The sequence below is a fragment of the Streptomyces alkaliphilus genome (assembly GCF_014141535.1).
GTDB classification, from domain to species: Bacteria; Actinomycetota; Actinomycetes; order Streptomycetales; family Streptomycetaceae; genus Streptomyces; species Streptomyces alkaliphilus.
Genome location: NZ_VKHT01001286.1, coordinates 1 through 1,172, shown reverse-complemented (window position 1 = coordinate 1,172; position 1,172 = coordinate 1). Strand labels below are relative to the sequence as shown.

Below are 1,172 nucleotides of genomic sequence, written 5' to 3'. Positions count from 1 at the left end.
GGGCGGGGGGCTGCCGGGCATGTGTCAGATCCGGTATCCGGCGCCGGGCACCGTGGTGATCACCGGCGGCTCGCCCAGGCGGCGCCGCAGGGTCATGACGGTGACCCGCACCACGTTGGTGAAGGGGTCGGTGTGCTCGTCCCAGGCCTTCTCCAGGAGCTGCTCGGCGGAGACGACGGCTCCCTCGGCGCGCATCAGCACCTCCAGGACGGCGAACTCCTTGGGGGCCAGATGGATCAGTCGGCCGTCGCGCAGGACCTCGCGCCGGTTGGGGTCCAGGCGGATGCCGGCGTGTTCCAGGACGGGTGGCAGGGCGGGAGCCGAACGGCGACCCAGGGCGCGTACGCGGGCCACCAGCTCGGTGAAGGCGAAGGGCTTGGGAAGGTAGTCGTCGGCTCCGAGTTCCAGCCCTTCCACCCGGTCGCTGACGTCCCCGGCTGCCGTCAGCATCAGGATCCGGGTGGGCAGACCGAGATCGACGACACGACGGCAGACGTCGTCGCCGTGGAGCACCGGCAGGTCGCGGTCCAGGACGATGACGTCGTAGTCGTTGACCTCCACCCGCTCCTCGGCCGCTCCGCCGTCGTAGACGACGTCGACGGCCATGCCCTCGCGTCGCAACCCGGTGGCCACGGCGTCGGCGAGCAGGTTCTCGTCCTCGACGACCAGCACGCGCACGCGGTACCTCCTTCCTTCCCTCCGGTTCCACCGAGGTGACCGGCTTTGTTCGCCGTGACCGTCCCCATCGGCTTCGCGGCCCTGTTCCGATCCGGCGGTCGCCGGGCGCGGCAACCGGGGACGGCGCCGCGGGGTCCGGGGCTCGGAGCGGTGCGGCGCGAACGGCGGTTCCGCCCCGGGGTCCGCCCGGGGCCCGGGATCGGACGATCGCCCGATGCCCGGCGTCCGGGGCCGTTACCCCGTGTCCGTCCATCCTCCCCCGGGGGCGGATAAGCGCGCCGTCAGGACTCCGCCGGTGGGGTGGGGAGTGGGTCACCCGATCCCGGGCAGGAGTGGGCACGGAGTGCCGCGAGCGGCCCGGCGGCGGCGCCGGAAACGGGGGCGATGCGGGGGGTGGGCCGCCGGCGCACCGGGCGTTCACCGGAATGTCCATCGTTTTTTCTGTTGCGGGAAGGTTTCCGGGGGGTGCCGCCCGGGGATCACCCCTGCACACC

At 73.0% G+C, this 1,172-nt stretch carries 1 protein-coding gene; it reads right to left on the bottom strand.

What is annotated here, in order from left to right; all coding sequences use genetic code 11:
* Positions 1-24: 24 nt before the first annotated feature.
* A complete protein-coding gene (locus FNQ90_RS24010) occupies positions 25-678 on the bottom strand; it encodes a response regulator transcription factor (RefSeq protein ID WP_182608266.1) in 654 nt (217 codons plus the stop codon).
* Positions 679-1,172 lie beyond the last annotated feature (494 nt).